This window comes from Candidatus Goldiibacteriota bacterium, assembly GCA_016937715.1.
Classification (GTDB): Bacteria; Oederibacteriota; PGYV01; order PGYV01; family PGYV01; genus PGYV01.
This window is the reverse complement of record JAFGWA010000116.1, coordinates 25,916-43,758: the sequence shown is the minus strand read 5'-3', so window position 1 is coordinate 43,758 and position 17,843 is coordinate 25,916. Positions and strand designations below refer to the sequence as shown.

The window sequence follows — 17,843 nt, the reverse complement described above, 5'->3', positions numbered from 1 at the left end:
GCCCCACCTTGCACTGCTTATATGGGGTATTTCTTTGGGCGGAAAAAAACTTAGCGTTTTAATTTTAAGCGCGGCTGCAATATGCATGGGGCCTGTGCTGCAGCTTACCACCAGCGATGACATCCCGATTAACGCGGCAAAATCCCTTACATCCATCGTTTCATCAAGAATCTTTATCCTTTTATCTTTAACAGAACCCGCGCCTGCTTTAATCATAATTTCTTTTTCTGATGCCGCGCCGGTTATAAGTACATCCGCTCCCGTTTCAACAGAAATCAGCGAAGCAATCTCCGCGTATTTTTCCGGGCTTAAGTTCCATGCCGAACCTTTACTGCCGGGATGAACTATTACAAACCGTTCTTTTAATCCAAGTTTTGCTGATACCTGTGCAGCCCTGTCTTTTTCTTCTTTTGTAGGAAAATAGTAATAGCCTGCCGCCTGCTTTTCGCCAAGAAACGGCGCCAGCATAAGGTTGTAATCGGCTTCATGTTTATCCGATTTTTTTCTGCTTATATTTATTCTTCTGTTAAAAAAAAGAGGCGAATACCACCGCCTTGAAGTGCCGTAAATTTCTTTTATTCCGCTTTTTTTCAGCATCCGCGCGATTTCAAAACGGGGATAAGCGCATATTGCAAGGTCAAAACCGCGGCCTTTTATGGACGTCTGGACAAACTTAATATTTTCTTTATTATAATAAATTATCCCTTTTACGTCGGGATTGTTTTCCAGAAGCGTTCCCGCGTACAGTCCCGCAAGCACATATGTTTCATATCCTGCCGCGGCCAGTTCGTGAATAAGGGGTGTGGTAAGTAATAAATCACCTATTCCGTCCGTACGGCATACCAGTACTTTTTTCATTAATCCCCCGTTTTTATGTCAATACCCGATACCGGCTTTTACTTATTATTACCGTATCTTTCAACTATTGTCTTAATTACATCCTTTGTAGAATGATTTTTCTTATCACCCACAATTACTATCTTTATCCCAAGCTCTTTTGCTATATCCTTTTCAGGCACTGTATCTTTTGTATAATCAGTGCCCTTTGCGTGATAATCGGGCTTTATTATCCTTAAAGTTTTTTCCACTGTCTGTTCGCCAAAGACGGTCACATAATCCACAAACTCAAACGCGGCCATAAGTTCCGCCCTGTCGCGCTGATTTACAAGCGGCCTGCCTTTGCCCTTTAACTTTCTGACTGACGCGTCCGAGTTTAAACCCAGTACAAGAATATCGCCTTTTGCTTTGGCACCGCGCAGAAACCGCACATGTCCCACGTGAAGAATGTCAAAACAGCCGTTGGCAAATACAATTTTCTTACCCTTTTTTTTCTGCTTCGCGGCAATAACCGCTATCTTTTCCCTTGTCATTATCTTAGTCGGCATTTTTAAGCTCCCTTTTTAATTCTTCCGCCGTAATTGTCGCTGTACCGCGCTTCATTACCACCACGCCGCCTGCCACATTTGCCGTTTTTGCGGCATCCGTAAGCGATGAATTACACCCAAGAGATAACGCCACAACAGAAGACACCGTATCGCCCGCTCCGGATACATCCACTATTTCATCCGTACCGTGCGCCGCGATAGAGGTAATTTTCCCTTTTTCAAAAATCATCATCCCTTTGCTGCCCCGGGTCACTATCATCCCTTTTGCCTTCATGGCATCTGAAAGTTTTCTGATTATTTTCGTCACGCTTTTGTCGTCGTATTTTTCTATTTCTACCGCAGGGCCTGCTTCGGTTTCATTTGGCGTGGCTGCCGATATGTATTTATACTTTCTTAAAGCGTATCGGGAATCCACTATTACTTTTGCCCCGGCTTTTGCCGCGGAATTAATGTATTTTATTATTCCGTCGGTAATCATACCGCCGCCATAATCCGAAACTATTACAGCACAGACAGAAGGTAATAACCTTTTAATATTTTCAATTACCTTTTTTTCCATCTCTTTTGAAATCCCGTTATCGCTGTACCTGTCAATTCTTACAATCTGCTGTTTTACGGTGTGCACGCTTCCCGCCATAACGCGCGCTTTTACAGGTACTGTATATTCATCGATCCTTACAATGCCGGAAATATCTATTCCTTTTTCCTTCATAAGGTCAAGCAGTATGTCCGAATACCTGTCAGTACCCGCAACCGACACCGGCACAGGCACCGCGCCAAGGTCGGATATATTCATAACAGGGTTTGCCCCGCCGCCTGCCACATAGGTGCTTTTTGTGTGCCTTAATATAAGAACGGGCGCCTCTCGCGAGATGCGCTCTGTTTCGCCGTAAATGTATTCATCAAGGATAAAATCCCCAAGTACAAGCACACGCTTGCCGCGGAATTTATCCACAAGGGCTGTATATTTTTTCATTTGTCCTCCGTCTTTATTCCGGCTGTTATCTTTTTAGCCGCAGAGTAAAGGTTTGCCGAGATAATATCGGGCCTTGTCTTTGGTTCAATTTTTAATGCCTGTTTCTTCCCTTTGCCGGTAAGTACAAGTACGGTTTTTGTCCCGGCATTTTTTCCAAGTTTAACATCGGTCAGTTTATCGCCTATTGACCAGCTTTGTTTCAGGTCAATTTTGAATTTTTTAACAGCCATATCTATCATACCCGTTTTGGGTTTGCGGCATTCGCAGTCTTTTCTATATTTTTTAACTTCAGCGTCAACGTGGTGCGGGCAGTAGAAATACGCGGCTATTTTTACGCCGTGCGCGGCTAAAAGTTTATCCATATATTTGTGCGTGGCCTTTACAAAATCCTCGCCGTAAAAACCGCGCGCCACGCCGGATTGATTTGTAAGTACAATGAGTTTGAACCCGCTGTCCTGCAGCAGTTTTAAACCCTTAACGCTGTTTTTATAGAAACGGAACTTTTTAAGGTCGCTTAAATAACCCGGGTCATGAATTATGTTCCCGTCCCTGTCAAGAAAGACTGCTTTGTTCATTAAGTACTCCTGATAAATTTATCCAATAAACTATTATCCCATATCCCATAACCAAACAAACTACCGCGGGCTAAAGACCCGCGTCTACCGGAACAAAACATACTACAACCGCTCTATTCAAATGTCCCTGCATCTTCGCTCGTAAACTCGCTTCATCGCCGGGATTTCCGCTCGCAGGCTCGCTACAACCGCATCCTGAAAGGGTGCGCCTACCGGTACTAAACCAAGCATCCAAGCATCTAACCTTCCAAGCATCTAAATTACTCGTGCAGTTTAAACTGCATATTATAAAGTTTTGTATATATCCCATTTTTGGCAAGCAGTTCTTCATGTCTGCCTTCTTCTTTTATGACACCGCCGTCAATTACAACTATCTTATCCGCGTTCCTTACCGTTGATAATCTGTGGGCTATGACAAATGTGGTCCTGTTTTTCATAAGGTTATTTATCGCGTCCTGCACCAGAATTTCTGATTCACTGTCAAGAGATGACGTGGCTTCATCCAGAATAAGAATAGGAGGATTTTTAAGTATAGCCCTTGCAATAGCAAGCCTTTGCCTCTGTCCTCCGGACAGCCTTACACCCCTGTCGCCTATCATGGTTTCATACGCTGCAGGCTGCTTGACTATAAAATCATGCGCGTTGGCAGCTTTTGCCGCGTCTAAAACTTTTGTTTCGTTTATTTCCCCGTCCCCGTAGGCAATATTCGCCTTTATAGTGTCATTAAAAAGTATTGTTTCCTGCGTTACTATTCCTATCAGTTTGCGCAGCGCTTCCTGTTTTATGTGCCTGATATCGGTTCCGTCTATTTCTATAACGCCTTCATGCGGGTCATAAAAACGCGCAAGAAGGTCTGCAGTGGTGCTTTTACCCGAACCTGACGGCCCGACAACGGCAAAAACCTGGCCTTTTTTTATTTCCAGATTAATTCCTTTTAATACATCTTCCCCCGGATTGTACGCGAATTTTACATTGTTAAAAGTTATGCTGTTTTTAAATTCAGGATATTCCTTTGCCCCGGGCAGGTCGTTAATTTCCGGCTTGGTATCAAGTATTTCAAATACACGTTCCCCCGCGGACAGCGCCTGCTGGATTACATTATTCATATCATTTAATTTTTTTACCTGCGGATATAATCCGGTAATGGCCGCTATGAAAGCAAAAAACGTCCCTGTGGTAAGCGTGCCGTTAATAACAGCTGACCCTGCCACAAAAATTATAGCCGCGATGCCAATGGCACCTATGGTTTCCATTGTGGGCGACGACAGCGAAGAAGCGCGGACTCCTCTCATTGTATAGTCAAAAAACCTCTGCAGGTCCGAATTAAAACGTCTGCGTTCATACTCTTCCATGCCAAATGCTTTTACTATCCTGATTCCGTTAAAACTTTCATTTAAAACAGCGGTGATATCACCCATTTTTTCCTGAGTGCCGCGCGCCGCAGCTTTCATTTTTTTGCCAAACTGAATAATAGGAAGCACAGCTATAGGAAAAACAATAATAGCCATTAACGCAAGAAACCAATTCAAATAAAAAAGAAGGCTTACAAGGCCGATAATGTTAAGGACGCTGCCTATAAGATTGCCAAGCACATTGGCCACCGCGCCCTGCATAAGAGTGACGTCATTGGTGATACGGGAGATAAGCACTCCCATTTTTTGATTGTTAAAAAATCTCATTGAAAGGTTGGTGATGTGCCTGTAAAGCGAATTGCGCATGTCCCAGATTATCTTATTTCCTATCCAGTTTATAAGATATCCCTGAATATACAGAAACACACCTTTCAGAGCGTAAATTAATATAACCGCGATCGGAAGCAGCCGTATGTATTTTAACGCTTCTGCCTTGTCAGGATTGGCAAGAATCTTATCAATTACGGGCTTTATAACGTAAAAAGAAGCCGCTGTAAGCCCCGCGGTAATGACCATAACACATAAAGCAATTATAATACGGGCAAGATATGGCTTCACATATTGCAGCATTCTAAGGTATGTTTTCATGCGTCTCCAAAGGTAAAGTAATATAAAACAAGCAATAATGTTATTATTTTATATGATTTTAAGGCTGTAAGCAAGAAAAACAAACAGAAAACCCGATAGAACAGGTTAAGTTGCCGCTAATTATTAAAAAAGGGTTATGTGTGTTTTTTCAGAAGCGCCGCGCAAAGTAACTGTGTATACATCAATACAGATTTAATGCAGCGCCGGCAGATTCGTATATGCCGCTAGTTCCCGGCCGCCAATGACGTTAACCTAACCCGCGATTTCAGGCTTGTTTGCCTGCAAGATTACCAATTTGCGGCGCGAACTGAAAAAATATACATAACCCTTATAAAATCAACTGCCGCGGGCTAAAGACCCGCGTCTACCAATACAAATCCCAACCAACTGCCGCCCCCTAAAAAAATACACATGCCCAAAATTAAAAAAGAGCCGGACAGCGTAAATGCGATGGCAACGCCCGCATTTAAGCAGCCATCCCTACAAATTCAAATACATCAAACAAAAACGAGGCGCAATATATTGCGCCTCTACATTATTAAAACAAATAACTGCTTAACAGACAGTGTCCTTTGTAACAACCCCGTCTTCCAGGACAACCACCCTTTTGGCGTGTTCCATGACGCGCTGGTCGTGGGTGGAAAATACAAATGTCACGCCGTGTTCTTCGTTCATGTGCTTCATGATAGCAAGAATATTCAGGCCGTTTTCCTTGTCAAGGTTTGCCGTAGGTTCGTCCGCAAGGACAAGTTTGGGGTTTGTTATAAGCGCGCGCGCGACAGCTATACGCTGGCGCTGCCCGCCGGACAGTTCGTCGGGCTTATGCCCCACAAATTCCTGCAGACCCACATCTTCTATAATATCCGCTACCCTTTTCTTTCTTTCTTCAGCTTTCACTCCCTGTATAATAAGCGGGAATTCAATATTTTCCGATACGTTAAGCACCGGTATTAAGTTAAACGTCTGAAAAATAAAACCAATCCTGTCCCTTCTTAACTCTGTTGCATGTTTGTCGCTAAGTTTGGAAACATCGTGGTCGCCAAAAAGTTTTACAAGCCCGCTTGTAGGCGAATCAAGGCACCCTATAAGATTTAAAAGGGTTGTCTTGCCCGAACCTGACGGCCCCACAATAGACATAAACTCTCCCTCTTTAACGTTAAGGTTAACGCCTTTTAACGCGGACACAGTCGTCTTTCCCAGCTGATAATCTTTCTTTGCATCTTTAATTTCAATTATATTTCCCATTTTTTCACCTCTTAGAAGTATGCATTAAACTTCAGATTTAAAACCGACCGCACCGGATTTAACAGCACTCCCTGCGCGCTTCTTGAATCGCAGAAATTGTATAAAAGTTCCGCGGTAAAACCGTAATTTTCAGATGGATTCCACGTTAACGCCGGAAACGCGTAAACCGCGCCGTCATCCGCGCCGTAAATACCGGCGGCTGTTAAAGTAATTGTATCAAGCCAGGTATAACTTAAACTTGCCCCCGCGTAATTGCGTTTTGGCCACGCCATAAGCCCGCGGGAAATTCCCATATATGAATCACTATCCAAAACCTCCGCGGCAGCTTCGGCATAATCCGCGTTGTTCAATCCCCAGCCGTTATAATAATACTCCACGGAGATAAAAAATGAATCAGAGAGCCTTTTTGAAAGCCCGGCTGTTATGCCCAGCTTGAACTTACCGGTGTCACGCGGTTTTAAAACATGCATCACATTAGGCGCGTTTGACAAATATCTTATTGCCGCGCCTTCCAGATTAACTACAAAAATATCCGCGTCCCAGGATATTGCAGCACCAACGCTTTCAACATAATCATTCAGGTACGCGCCGTTTATAAAGATATCGGCAGTACCCACAAGTTTATACAGCTGAAAGGCATATGATATGCTGTTTTCAAGCGCCCCTTCATCATCGGCAGACACTGCCGATACAATTACCGACGGCGTAAAGAATTCACCGGAGTATTCAAGCCTTGCGCTGTAAGTGCCTTCCACCGTACCTTCAGGATCAAGCGCGTTTTTAGGTAGCTGCAGGACATCGGAAGGATTCCACATATACCCTGTGCCCCATCTTACCCGCTGTTTTCCAAATGACGCGGTAAACGGCCCGTTTGACAGGCCCGCGTACGCGTAATTAACAGCTGTGCTTACACTGTTTTCATTTAACTTCATCTCGCCGTTAAAATTCAATTTTACATCATCAAGTTCTTTTGTAAGGGTCAGCTCCGCTTTCTGTTCAACAGCAGATACAGGCGTCTGCGGGATTACATAAGGCCCGCTTATTAAAGCCTGCCTGTAATAACCCCTTAAATAGGAACTTTCCAGTTCCAAAGACATGTCAAAATCAGCCGCGTTTACACCCGCTGCAGGTATTAAAACCGCTAATAAAAATAGAAACCTTTTCATTGTTACCTCCAAAATATTAACCTCTTAAATATCCTGAATAAATAATGTTTTTTATTTTGCCATCTGTGTCTGGTCAAACTTGTAATCAGGCAGCGACTTTAATTCTTCCATGGATATAAAATCCACTTCCGTATAAGCTCCCCTCTCAAGGACATCTTCCATTTTCATGTGAAGCGGCCTTTTTAATCCCGCCATTTCCCCCACTTTGTCAAAAGTCATTTTTTTCATAAGTTTGCCGGACATACCGAAATAAGAAGCCTCGGTCGGCACCATAAGCGCCCTGTTTACCCAGATTTCAATTCTTGCGTAAGCCACATCCGGCCTTTTTGCCGTAAGTTCAAGCAGGTATAAATCGCCTTTGTTATCCTTTATAACCGGTTCATAGTCATCCGCCATCGTGGAATTCATAAGGTCTTCATTACTGAAAGAGCTGCCCATAAAAGAATCCTTTTTGCTCAAGCGCACAGGCCTGGACACAGCCGGCACATACATCCATAAATTATCGCCTGTCATAAGTATCTTTTTTCCTTTATCCCTTGCAGGCGCCGTAATTTCCATAAGCGCTTTATCCGTGCCTTTGGAGTGGATAAGATACGTGTAGGACAAAGCTTTCCTGCCCGGCCTTATAGTCTTCATACTCATTACCGATTTAAAAATCTTTGGATACAAAGAGTCATCCGTGGATTTTAAAAGTTCTTTTGCAAGCTCTTTTGAATATTTCGCGTCAGCGGCAAAAAGCCCGGATGCCGCAAGCAGCACTGCCATGACAAACAGTAATTTTTTCATAAAGTCCTCCATTATAGTTTTTTCATTAAACCCGCGCTTACTTAACGCCTCTTTTTAACGCGTGTATTATATCCGTCTTTGCGGCGCGCGAAGCGGGAAACCACGCCCCGAAAGCCGCCGAAATAATGCATATCAATCCCGATATAAGCCAGTCAAACGGCTCGCTTATCGCCTTCATCACAGGGTCAAAAGGCATGGACAATTCTTCCATTCCTTTACCGCTCATATCTATTCCTGTCACATTCATCTGATATACCAGAGGAAGTACAAGCAATCCTCCCACTATTACGCCAATCATGCCAAGTATCAGCCCTTCCACAAGAAACATATTTTTTATCTCTTTTTTCTGCATTCCAATAGCCCTTAATGTCCCTATTTCCGCCGTGCGTTCAAACACGCTTATGGTAAGCGTGTTTACAATTATAAAAAAAGATAAGAATATCAGAATTGCAAAAATAATCGAATAAACAACCAAGTCCTGCTGGATGGCAAAAATTATTTCCGGAGCTTCTTCCGCCCAGTCGCGCACGATAAGCGAAGGATACTTATTCCGGAGTATTTCCTGTATCTCTTTTTTAGCCTGCGCCGTGTACTTTTTATTTTCAAGGGCGATTTTAATTTCCGTCGCCGCGCCGTTCATGTTCAAATAATCCGAAGCGAAATCAAAAGGCACAACCGCAACATTTTTTTCCATATACTCAAAACCGGCGGAATATATGCCCTTAACTTCCGCGTCCACCAGGTTATTTGAATTATCCTTTGTCCTGGCGTAAATCATCATGGTGCCGCCGGGTTCAACCTGCATCAGCTGTGACAGTTTCTTTCCTATATATATTCCTGCATTATTACCCAGCGCCGTACCTGACACTTTATCGTAAGCGCTTGTCACTTTCTTTTCACTTTCATAATCTATTCCCATAAACATCATACCCGTTTTCTTGCTGCCGCTGCTAAGCGTACCGTTGCTTACTATATGCTTGGCAGCACCTTTAACCCTGCCCACCTTAATAATATCTTCTATAACTTCATCGGGGTTGCTTATGGCTATATCAAGCGGCATGCGCTTTTTGTCTTCAATATAACCTTCTTTATATATTTTCAAATGGCCCACCTGTAAATCTATTGTCTTGTCTATCATCATGTTATACTGCCCGCGGACCAGCCCTAAGACAAATATAAGCGCGATCATATTTACGGAAAAAGTCATCGCATTGAAAAACGTGCGCCTTTTGTGTTTAATAACGTTAAAAAATGCCATCTTTAAAGTTTTTTTGTTCATTCAAGCACCCTCAGTATCTCTACAGGTTTTCTGCGCGCTGCCGATAAAGCCGGATACAGCGAAGCTGCCACAGATATAAGCACACCGGTCACAAAAACAGCGGCTGCCGATTCAAATGTAAGCGCCGTTCCTATCATCGCGTCTATCCCTCCCATACTTTCCATCATATCCCCCATTTTTTCATAATTGATGGGGTGCTTCTGAAAATAAGCCACAATCGCGACAGAGGGCAGCATGCCCGCCGCCGTCCCTATAAGGCCAAGCGCGAAAGATTCCGATAAAATCATAAGTACAAGCTGCAGCCTGGACACGCCCATGGCGCGCAGTACGCCGAATTCCGGCATCCTTCCCATTATATTCATAAGGAAAGAATTAACTATGCCGAAAGCCGCGGCCACAAGAATAATGGCGCATATAATAAACGTCGCCACATCCATGGACTGAAAAGCATATACAAGCATAGGCTGCTCGTCCTCCCATGAATTCACCGTGTATTCAGGCGGTAATTTTTCCCTTAGCGCTTTTGCCGCGTCTTTGGCGGTAAGCGAATCATTTAAATTAACAAACAGCTCCGTTGCCGTGCCTTCTATGCCAAGAAATCTCTGCGCCAGTTCAAGCGAGCACAATACAAGTTTTTCATCTTCCGGCGGATTAAAATTGTTGAATATTCCGGTAATCACGCCTTCTACCGCGTTCATGCCGCCGTAACTGTCCAGCCCAAACAGCACCAGAGAATCCCCTTCTTTAACTTTTAATATCTGCGCCATTTTATAACCGATAGCTATTTCATTTTCCGCAGAAGGATACCTGCCCTGCCTGATATTTTTTACCCTCGGGGCGTAAACTTCATCCCTACGCGAAAGGTCAATTGCCTTAACCAGCGTTTCCTGGCTTAAATCGCCGGTGCTTGCAAGCACTCCAAAATTTATTTCCGCCCTTACATCCTTAAACCCCGGGATGGTTTTTATTTTTTCCATTATCCCGTCGTTAATCGGAATATTGTATTCCACAGGCGAAAAATCAAGATTCTCTTTATACATTTTGTTATACACTTTTACATGGCCCACCAGATCAAGCCCCTCTTTTAAAAGCTTCATCTTAAAACCATCCATATACCCGATTGTAAATTCCATAAAAAACACGCTGATAAAAACCGCAATAATAATAGTAAGCGAATTTCTGATATTCTTGGTAATATTTCCATAAGCAAGTTTAAGAAAGAAAAACATTATTTTTTCTCCTTTTTATATATTCCGTCTTTAAAAACCCTGTAAATAAGCCCAAGCCTGTTTTCGTAGGCAGCTTCTATGTCATCCATTGTAAATTCACCGCCTAAATCCGAAAGCACTTCCGAATCTATCGCGTAATCTATCCAGTTCCAGAGCCTGATAAATTCTTCCTGTGATAAAGCCAGTTTTGAAAAATCAACGCCTGAAAAAAACCTGCCGTAAAAAAACGCGACCTTCGGCTCCCAGCGCTCTTTCAAATATTCCATAACATTCATTCCGCCCTCGGTTTTAACCCGCATAAGCACCTTAAACAGGCTTGTCTTCTTCCTGAAAAAAGAATATGTCTCTTTGGTTACCAGTTTCAGCCTTTCAAGAATGTCTTTCTCTTCCAGATAGTAATCCTTGGACTGTACATACCCAAAAAAATCCTCCAGAATGTGGTCTATAACTTCAACATATAACTCTTTCTTGCTGGAAAAGTACTTAAAAAGGCTGCCTTTTGAAATTCCCGCCGCCTTTGCCATTTTATTGGTGGAAGCATTGGTATAGCCGGCTTTGGCGAACTCGTCTATACAGGCATGCATTATACGTTCCTGTTTGTCCGGGCTTAACCTTTTAAATAAGTGCTTTTCCTGTATCTTTGGCAATCAATCCTCCAATGACCACATGGTCATTAAATGATATATACAAGATTTTAATTAAAAAGTCAATAACGAAATGACCACCCGGTCATATCCCCCGACAAAACTACTCTAGACAGGCAATAAAATCCCTTACGCTTTTGGTAATATCGTCACTATGCCTGAACAATCCCCCGCCGATAAGAAATACGGCATCATTGCCGTAGAATTGCTTAAGTTCTGCCGCGCGTTCAACCGTCATACCGCCGCCCGGCGCCGGCATGATGGACTTTGCATTCCCGAATTTATCAGTACAGCCATTAACAATGCTTCTGCATTCCTCTTTTGAAAAAGAAAACCGTCCGCCGTAACTTGGAAAGATAGCGGCATCCGCGCCTGACAGCCTTGTAAGCTGCCCATACAGCGCGTAATGGCTTATTCCGGAATTCCCGCAGGAAGTGAAACTGCCGGCAAAAGCAGGGTGAAAAAAAACAGGTACGTTTACTTTATTATCACGCGATACTTCAAGAATGGAAGCAAAACCTGAAAGCGCCCCTGAAATTATAACCGCTCCCGCGCCGTACTTTGCCGCAAACTTTGCCCTCTTTAAAGTCTCTGTCCCGTCCCCCGTAACATTTGGCATATATACCGTATTGTATCCGGTCTGCCTGTTTGCTTTTCTTACCGCCTCCGTACACCTTTTTACCCTTTCATTAAAAGGTGAAAATTTCTGGTCAGCAAGGCCATGGTCGTCTTTTATTATGTCTATTCCGCCAAGCGCAAATTTATATGCAAGTTCCGCCAGTTCTTTAACACTTGTTCCCATTGGCTTTAAAGCGGAACATACAAGCGGGCGTTTTTTATTGCCGGTTATTTTTTTTATCCCTTTAACCCCGAAGCGCGGGCCGGTAAAAGTTTTTAACATGGCACCTGTAAGTTCAAACTTTTCAAGTTTGATTCCGGGCTTTATACTGATATTGCCGAACAGGACATTGAATAACTGGGTTAATTCATTACCCGCCGCGGCAGACGGAAATAAAATTTCCGCATTATAAAGACCTTTCTTAATCTCACTTAACGAACTTATTTTTCCGACAATGTTTTCCCTGATGCTTTTTTTCTTTATCAGGTCATACGGAAATTCAACAGTCTGCTCCACGCAGATATCAAAAGCGCGTTCTTTGGCTTCCGCCATATTACCCGCAGAAATATTGTACCGCGCGGCAAACCACCCTGTATTGTTCATTATTTTCCCGCCAGCCTTAAACCCGCAACACCGGCGACCACCAAAAGCAGGCTGATTATGCGCACCGCGTTAACCGGTTCTGCCAGAAACACTATACCTATAATTGCAACGCCAAGCGCTCCGATTCCCGTCCATACCGCATAAGCTGTTCCCACCGGAATTGTCTTTAACGCGTATGACAGCAGGAAAAAACTTATTACCATAAAAATAACGGCAATCACGCTGAACATGGGTTTTGTAAATCCCTGCGTGTATTTAAGCGTAAGCGCCCACGCCGTTTCAAATATGCCCGCAATAAACAGAATTATCCAGTCCATGATACTCTCCTGATTTTTAGAATTTATTAGAGGCCTTCGGCTTTAGCTTCGGAATGAACCGCTTCAATTCTTACTTTGGCAAGTTCATCATCGGAAATATTCAGTTTGTTTCCCGTCATCTTTTCGACAGCGTGTATAATAGCCGCGGCATCAAAGCCGTGTTCTTTCATAAGGTAAGCCCTGCTTGCTCCATGGGTAAAGGTGTCCCTTAAACCCAGCCTTGCCATTCTTTTATTAATACCGCAGGCTACCGCTTTTTCCGCCACTATTGTGCCAAGCCCGCCGGTAGTGGTATGGTTTTCAACGGTTATTACGCCGTATTTTCCGGTATTTATTATATCCGCGTACATTTTATTATTAAAAGGTTTTAACGTGGAAACGTGCACGTGATTTACCGACACGCCTTTTTTCTTCATAGCCGCGGCAGCGCGCAGGGTTTCTTCTGTGCATATCCCGGATGATATAATTGTCACATCCGTGCCTTTGCTTATAATTCTGGGAGTGTCAAACTTCATGGGTTCATCCGCGGAAAAAAGGCGCGGCAATTCCCCCCTTAACATTCTGATATAAACCGGGCCATTAACAGCGCGCATTACGTCAAGCACGCTTTCAACATCCGTGGCATCGCCTGTCTCAAGTATTGTCATATTTGGCAGCGCCCTCATTACAGAAACATCTTCTATTGCCTGGTGGGTGGCGCCGCCCGGCGTTACTATTCCGGGAAGAAAACCAAACATCTTAACCGGCAGATTCGGATACGCCACAGACATCGCAATCTGATCATACGCCCTTCTGTAAATAAAAACCGCGAAGGTATGAATTAAAGGAATAAATCCTTCCCTTGCAAGGCCTCCGGCAACCGACATCATATTCTGCTCCGCAATTCCGCAGGAAATAAAACGCGACGGATACGTGTCCCTGAAAAGGTCAGCTTCGCACGAACCTGTAAGGTCCGCGGACAATACAAGGACATTTTCCCTGTCCCTTGCCCAGGAGACAAGATTCTTCTGATGAACCCTTGATAATAATTCCATTATTCCGCCATCCGTTTCAACGCTTCCGCGTATTTTTCTTTTTCTTCCGCGCTTTTAAACCTTAAATAATGAAGTTTGGGCGCGTTCGCGCTTAACAGGGACAGCCCCTGGCACGGGTCAGTTTCCGCAAGTATAACAAGCACCCTTCCATCCGGCTTCAATTCCGCGCGTGATGCAAGTTCATTAATATTGTGCCCGTATAATTTAAAGACCCTTGCCCCAAAAGCTTCCAGCCTTTTATCCAGCGGGTCAATTCTCATAACTGAATTTACCGCGCCGTCACACTGCTGTTTATTAACATCCACAATTATCACCATATTATCAAGTTTATGGTGCGATATAAACTGCATCGATTCCCATGTCATTCCTATCTGAAACTCGCCGTCTGACATCATGACAATTACCCGGCCTTCTTCTTTTTTCATTTTTCTGGCAAGCGCGATACCGGCTGCCTGTCCAAGCCCCTGCCCTAAAGACCCTGTCATTACTTCCATTCCTGGGGAATGTTCAGCCCCTATCATTTCTACAGATGACCCGTCGCGGTTAAACTGTTCAAGGGAATTTTCCGACATTCTTCCCGCTTCTATCAGCGCGGCATAAAGTACAAGCGAATAATGCGTGGGCGACAGTATAAACCTGTCATATTCAGGATTTTTCGCGCCGTGCATATAAGCGCCGGTGGAATATTTGGAATTTGCCGCACCGGGAACGCCGGCATAAGGTTTTGGTTCAAGCGGGCCTTTAGAAGGTTCAAGTTTTAATATTTTGCTGTATAACGCGGCAAAAATTTCCGCCGAGGAACATGCCTGGCTCATATAACCGCCGTTATTCTTTATCGTGTGTTCAAGCACCCGTTTTCTTATCCCGGCTGCCATATTTTTTGCTTTTTCCTGCCAGCTTAATTCAGGTTTTGACATCATATCCTCCGTGTTATTAAGTAATATTAACAGATAACAGGCAAAGGATAAAGTTAAAAATATACCCGGGGATTTTGTTTTATACAGGCAAAAAAAACGAGGCGCAATACATTGCGCCTCCGCGTTAAAAAACATTTAAACACCGGCTTTATGCTGTCTTCTTCCCCCCGGTTAAATCCAAAAATGCGTACAATGACGCGACCATGGAATTTAGTTCATGAACCTGCGCGGATAATTCTTCCGAGGCCGCTGCTGTCTCTTCCGCATTTGCGGAATTGCTCTGCGTGCTGGAATCAACCTGAGCTACTGCTTTATTTACTTCTCTTATACCGGACAGCTGTTCATTGGACGAAACGCTTACGCCTGAAATTGCCTTTGCTGTTTCATTAACGCTTGCCCGCATGCGTTCCAGCGCTTCTTTTACCTCTGCCGATATAACAGTGCCTTTATCCACATTTTTCTGAACACCCTGTATTAGTTCTGTTGTGCTTTTTGCGGCATCAGCGGAACGTTTGGCAAGATTTCTTACCTCTTCAGCAACTACAGCAAACCCCTTCCCTGATTCACCCGCGCGCGCCGCTTCCACAGCCGCGTTTAACGCCAGAAGGTTTGTCTGAAAAGCAATATCATCTATTGTCTTAATAATTTTGGCGGTTTCATCAGATGACTGCTTTATAGCGGTTATGGCTTCCTGCATTCTGGCTATTGAAATTGAACCTTTCGCGGCCTCTTCACCGGCCTGGCCTGACGCGGCGCCGGCGCTTGCTGCAAGCTGGTTATTTTTATTTGCATTATCCGTAATCTGTGAAAGGGTGGAAGCCGTTTCAGTTACAGCAGCAGACTGTTCTGACGCGCTTTGGGCAAGGTCCTGGCTTGCAGACGCGATATGCACAGAAACCGAAGCCACTTCATCTGCCGCGCCCTTTAATTTTCCTATATTTGATTCAATTGATTTTTCAAAATATCTTCCCGTTAAAACAAATATGGTAATTACCATCAAAGTTGAACCGCCAAGCGTAATCAGCCGCATTAAAAGTTTATCAACCCCGGGGACATAACCGACATTAGTGACAAAATTAGAAATCATAATCATCAATACAATTGCCGGATATATCCTTATCCACATCTTAAATATCATCCTGTTCCTGAATATCATATACAAGCCGATACTGACAATAATAAAACCCAATGTTATTATCACAGTTGTTACGATAAGCGAATAGAAAACATTTCCCCAGGTCAGAACAGCTGTCGTTGCTTCCTCCATATAGCACCCCTTTTATAATTTTATAATTCTTACAGTTAATAATAAAGCATATACCGTGCCATATGGAATTTGTTATAAATATGAGATTTTAAAGGTATATTACCTTACAGAAAAAGACGTTTGTCGCATAATTGAAACAGGTTCATATGCCCCGTCTCACTTATGCGACCGGCTTTATCCCCAGTAAAGCGGCCGCGTTACCCCAAAAAACCAATTCCCTTTCCCTGTCATCTTTGATACAACTTATAAGCTTTGCTTTTATATCCCTTGCCCTTACCCACGGGAAATCTGAACCGAACATTACTTTATCCGCGCCGTGGGCTTTTACTATTTCTGTAAGCAGCGCGTCTTTTATAACCGTACAGTAAGCGGTGTCAAACAGGACATTTTTACCGCAAAGGTATTTCATCGCATCTTCCCACATATTAAGCCCGCCCATGTGCGCTATTACCAGTTTTAAACCGGGATATGTCTCAATAACATCTCTAAATCTTTCAGGCGTTCCTTTTATTTTATCGCGGTCAAATTCAGGCTCCGCGCCCGCGCCCGCGTGCTGCACCATATAAAGGCCGTTCTTTTGGCACGCTTCATAAATATCTTTCATACTGTTATCATCCGGATAAAAGTCCTGAATCTGCGGGTGCATCTTAACGCCTTTGATACCGTTTTCTGCCAGAAACCGCGCCTCTTCAAACGCTTCCCTTTCCATTGAAGGATGCATTGTGCCAAGGCAGATTACATCTTTCTGCGTATTATTAAATTCAATCATCATCCTGTTCACTTTTAAACAGGCCTGATGTGATAAAGCAATAGGGGCATTTACCGAAACAGATACCCCGTCTTCTCTCATAAACTTTTTTAACCCTTCAAGCTCCCCGTCATTACCTTCCAGTATCAAACCTTCTGATTTAAGATACTCTTTATCTGCCGGACTTCTGTCATCGGTAAAAAAGTGGGTGTGAGTATCAATGATTTTCATTCAGACTGACAGACCCAGAAGTTTTTCGGCGTTTAAATGATATATTCTTTCTTTGATATCATTTTCAGGAAAACACTTTTCAATCTTCGCTATAATTTTGCCCGAGCGTTCCCACGGAAAGTCAGAACCAAGCATTACTTTATCCGTTCCGTGGTCTTTTATTATATTGGTAAAAGCCGTATCTTCCATTTCATCACAGAAGGCAGTGTCAAAATAAACATTTTTGCCGACAAGATACCTGTAAACGTCATCCCACAGGTGATAGCCGCCCATGTGGGCAAGCACCATTTTCAACTGCGGATAAGTTTCAGCAACCCTTGCAAACCGCTGCGGCGTGCCTTTTACATCGTTCTCATCAAAAGCGCAGTCCGCCCCGGCGTGAAATAAAATTATCATGCCCAGTTTTGAACAAGTCTTATAAACTTTTTTTACCCGCCCGTCATCAGGATAAAACTGCTGATACTCCGGGTGCATCTTAATGCCTTTAATGCCATTATCATATAAAAACTGAATTTCATCCTCAAAACTGCCTACGGTATTAAAATAAGGGTGCATAGCGCCAAAACATATAACATCTTTATTTCCGGCTTTGTTGAATTCAACCATGCGCCTGTTAATTCCGGTAATCTGCTCCGGCTTTGTGGCGGCCGGCACATTAACCGATATATCAACGCCGTCTTCTTTCATATACTGCCGCAAAGATACTAAATCACCGTTGCCATACCCTTTTATGCCGCCAAGGTTTTCAAGGTGCCTTATTGTTTTTTCCGCGATTTCATCGGGAAAAAAATGGGTATGTACGTCAATTTTCATAAAAGCCCC

The 17,843-nt window shown here is 43.6% G+C and carries 18 protein-coding genes; all 18 read right to left on the bottom strand.

What is annotated here, in order from left to right; all coding sequences use genetic code 11:
• The coding region (locus JXR81_11425) for a glycosyltransferase family 9 protein (protein ID MBN2755453.1) at positions 1-858 on the bottom strand (858 nt) is incomplete at its 3' end.
• A 38-nt stretch (positions 859-896) separates the two neighbouring features.
• Positions 897-1,370, bottom strand: a complete 474-nt coding sequence (locus JXR81_11420) for an adenylyltransferase/cytidyltransferase family protein (protein ID MBN2755452.1) — start codon at positions 1,368-1,370, stop codon at positions 897-899.
• A 4-nt stretch (positions 1,371-1,374) separates the two neighbouring features.
• A complete protein-coding gene (locus tag JXR81_11415) occupies positions 1,375-2,361 on the bottom strand; it encodes a bifunctional hydroxymethylpyrimidine kinase/phosphomethylpyrimidine kinase (GenBank protein ID MBN2755451.1) in 987 nt (328 codons plus the stop codon).
• Entirely contained in the window at positions 2,358-2,936 is a 579-nt protein-coding gene (locus tag JXR81_11410; protein MBN2755450.1) for an HAD family hydrolase, read from the bottom strand. Before JXR81_11410 ends, JXR81_11415 begins: the two co-directional genes overlap by 4 nt.
• A gap of 260 nt (positions 2,937-3,196) precedes the next feature.
• Positions 3,197-4,936 (bottom strand): lipid A export permease/ATP-binding protein MsbA, encoded by a 1,740-nt coding sequence (msbA, locus tag JXR81_11405; protein ID MBN2755449.1) that lies wholly within the window; start codon positions 4,934-4,936, stop codon positions 3,197-3,199.
• A 555-nt stretch (positions 4,937-5,491) separates the two neighbouring features.
• Positions 5,492-6,181 (bottom strand): ABC transporter ATP-binding protein, encoded by a 690-nt coding sequence (locus JXR81_11400; GenBank protein MBN2755448.1) that lies wholly within the window; start codon positions 6,179-6,181, stop codon positions 5,492-5,494.
• 11 nt (positions 6,182-6,192) lie between these two features.
• Positions 6,193-7,347 carry a hypothetical protein gene (locus JXR81_11395; protein MBN2755447.1) on the bottom strand — a complete coding sequence of 385 codons (1,155 nt, stop codon included), beginning with the start codon at positions 7,345-7,347 and terminating at the stop codon, positions 6,193-6,195.
• Positions 7,348-7,398: 51 nt separating this feature from the next.
• Positions 7,399-8,133, bottom strand: a complete 735-nt coding sequence (locus tag JXR81_11390) for an outer membrane lipoprotein-sorting protein (protein ID MBN2755446.1) — start codon at positions 8,131-8,133, stop codon at positions 7,399-7,401.
• Between the two features lie 37 nt (positions 8,134-8,170).
• Positions 8,171-9,412, bottom strand: coding sequence for an ABC transporter permease (locus tag JXR81_11385; protein MBN2755445.1), 1,242 nt, complete (start codon positions 9,410-9,412; stop codon positions 8,171-8,173).
• Entirely contained in the window at positions 9,409-10,641 is a 1,233-nt protein-coding gene (locus JXR81_11380) for an ABC transporter permease (GenBank protein ID MBN2755444.1), read from the bottom strand. The genes JXR81_11385 and JXR81_11380 overlap by 4 nt, the downstream gene beginning before the upstream one ends.
• A complete protein-coding gene (locus JXR81_11375; GenBank protein MBN2755443.1) occupies positions 10,641-11,288 on the bottom strand; it encodes a TetR/AcrR family transcriptional regulator in 648 nt (215 codons plus the stop codon). Before JXR81_11375 ends, JXR81_11380 begins: the two co-directional genes overlap by 1 nt.
• Positions 11,289-11,388: 100 nt before the next feature.
• The gene (locus JXR81_11370) at positions 11,389-12,507 is read right to left on the bottom strand and encodes a ribulose 1,5-bisphosphate carboxylase large subunit (GenBank protein ID MBN2755442.1); all 1,119 of its coding nucleotides are present in this window, start codon (positions 12,505-12,507) and stop codon (positions 11,389-11,391) included.
• On the bottom strand, positions 12,507-12,824 hold the full coding sequence (gene sugE, locus JXR81_11365; GenBank protein MBN2755441.1) for a quaternary ammonium compound efflux SMR transporter SugE: 318 nt from the start codon (positions 12,822-12,824) through the stop codon (positions 12,507-12,509). The genes JXR81_11370 and sugE overlap by 1 nt, the downstream gene beginning before the upstream one ends.
• A gap of 26 nt (positions 12,825-12,850) precedes the next feature.
• Entirely contained in the window at positions 12,851-13,858 is a 1,008-nt protein-coding gene (locus JXR81_11360; protein MBN2755440.1) for a transketolase, read from the bottom strand.
• Positions 13,858-14,775, bottom strand: a complete 918-nt coding sequence (locus JXR81_11355; GenBank protein ID MBN2755439.1) for a transketolase — start codon at positions 14,773-14,775, stop codon at positions 13,858-13,860. Before JXR81_11355 ends, JXR81_11360 begins: the two co-directional genes overlap by 1 nt.
• A gap of 148 nt (positions 14,776-14,923) precedes the next feature.
• Positions 14,924-16,042 carry a methyl-accepting chemotaxis protein gene (locus JXR81_11350; protein ID MBN2755438.1) on the bottom strand — a complete coding sequence of 373 codons (1,119 nt, stop codon included), beginning with the start codon at positions 16,040-16,042 and terminating at the stop codon, positions 14,924-14,926.
• Positions 16,043-16,202: 160 nt separating this feature from the next.
• The gene (locus JXR81_11345; protein ID MBN2755437.1) at positions 16,203-17,021 is read right to left on the bottom strand and encodes an amidohydrolase family protein; all 819 of its coding nucleotides are present in this window, start codon (positions 17,019-17,021) and stop codon (positions 16,203-16,205) included.
• Positions 17,022-17,834 (bottom strand): amidohydrolase family protein, encoded by an 813-nt coding sequence (locus JXR81_11340; GenBank protein MBN2755436.1) that lies wholly within the window; start codon positions 17,832-17,834, stop codon positions 17,022-17,024.
• Positions 17,835-17,843: the final 9 nt, after the last annotated feature.

Coding starts and splice junctions, on each gene's coding strand:
- JXR81_11420 (MBN2755452.1), bottom strand. CDS start 1,370: ATGACAAGGGAAAAGATAGCGGTTATTGCCGCGAAGCAGAAAAAAAAG.
- JXR81_11415 (MBN2755451.1), bottom strand. CDS start 2,361: ATGAAAAAATATACAGCCCTTGTGGATAAATTCCGCGGCAAGCGTGTG.
- JXR81_11410 (MBN2755450.1), bottom strand. CDS start 2,936: ATGAACAAAGCAGTCTTTCTTGACAGGGACGGGAACATAATTCATGAC.
- msbA (MBN2755449.1), bottom strand. CDS start 4,936: ATGAAAACATACCTTAGAATGCTGCAATATGTGAAGCCATATCTTGCC.
- JXR81_11400 (MBN2755448.1), bottom strand. CDS start 6,181: ATGGGAAATATAATTGAAATTAAAGATGCAAAGAAAGATTATCAGCTG.
- JXR81_11395 (MBN2755447.1), bottom strand. CDS start 7,347: ATGAAAAGGTTTCTATTTTTATTAGCGGTTTTAATACCTGCAGCGGGT.
- JXR81_11390 (MBN2755446.1), bottom strand. CDS start 8,133: ATGAAAAAATTACTGTTTGTCATGGCAGTGCTGCTTGCGGCATCCGGG.
- JXR81_11385 (MBN2755445.1), bottom strand. CDS start 9,412: ATGAACAAAAAAACTTTAAAGATGGCATTTTTTAACGTTATTAAACAC.
- JXR81_11380 (MBN2755444.1), bottom strand. CDS start 10,641: ATGTTTTTCTTTCTTAAACTTGCTTATGGAAATATTACCAAGAATATC.
- JXR81_11370 (MBN2755442.1), bottom strand. CDS start 12,507: ATGAACAATACAGGGTGGTTTGCCGCGCGGTACAATATTTCTGCGGGT.
- sugE (MBN2755441.1), bottom strand. CDS start 12,824: ATGGACTGGATAATTCTGTTTATTGCGGGCATATTTGAAACGGCGTGG.
- JXR81_11360 (MBN2755440.1), bottom strand. CDS start 13,858: ATGGAATTATTATCAAGGGTTCATCAGAAGAATCTTGTCTCCTGGGCA.
- JXR81_11355 (MBN2755439.1), bottom strand. CDS start 14,775: ATGTCAAAACCTGAATTAAGCTGGCAGGAAAAAGCAAAAAATATGGCA.
- JXR81_11350 (MBN2755438.1), bottom strand. CDS start 16,042: ATGGAGGAAGCAACGACAGCTGTTCTGACCTGGGGAAATGTTTTCTAT.
- JXR81_11345 (MBN2755437.1), bottom strand. CDS start 17,021: ATGAAAATCATTGATACTCACACCCACTTTTTTACCGATGACAGAAGT.
- JXR81_11340 (MBN2755436.1), bottom strand. CDS start 17,834: ATGAAAATTGACGTACATACCCATTTTTTTCCCGATGAAATCGCGGAA.